This is a genomic window from Bacillus sp. SIMBA_074 (assembly GCF_046534555.1).
GTDB lineage: Bacteria > Bacillota > Bacilli > Bacillales > Bacillaceae_G > Bacillus_A > Bacillus_A mycoides.
This window is the reverse complement of the sequence record NZ_JAWRYM010000103.1, coordinates 1-498: the sequence shown is the minus strand read 5'-3', so window position 1 is coordinate 498 and position 498 is coordinate 1. Positions and strand designations below refer to the sequence as shown.

General features: G+C 43.4%; 1 protein-coding gene. It reads right to left on the bottom strand.

What is annotated here, in order from left to right; all coding sequences use genetic code 11:
* Positions 1-482 (bottom strand): GntR family transcriptional regulator (locus tag SB773_RS30010; RefSeq protein ID WP_410593836.1); only part of this gene is annotated, 482 nt, incomplete at its 3' end.
* Between the last annotated feature and the right edge of the window lie 16 nt (positions 483-498).

The window sequence follows — 498 nt, the reverse complement described above, 5'->3', positions numbered from 1 at the left end:
CTTAGTGCCGCTTCATATATCATCCGGTGTTCCCGTTGCGTTTCTGGGTAATAATCAATCAGCAAATTCGGCGCAATGGGTGAGATACCCAGTGTTTCTACCATTTTTTGAACCCTTGGCCATGGGCACCCTTTTCGGAGGGTTTCATGAAAAGCCGCATTTAAAAGGATATAATGCTCATTGGTTTCATCAGATAACTGAATTCCTTCCATTTCAATCAAAATACCTTTTAATTTTTCCTTATCCTCCTTTGTTAAATAAGGAAGCGATTTTTCCACGGCAAGGCCTTCAAGCAGGGACCTGGTATGATAAATTTCTTCAATATCATCCCGGGTAATAGGTGTGACGACTGCACCTTTATGAGGAACCATTTCCACCAAACCTTCCATTTGAAGCTGTGTAAGGGCTTCTCGAATGGGCATTCTGCTTACTTCTAGGCGATCGGCCCATTCCTCTTGGATGAGTCTCTCCCCCTTTCTCAACGTCCCATTCAAAATC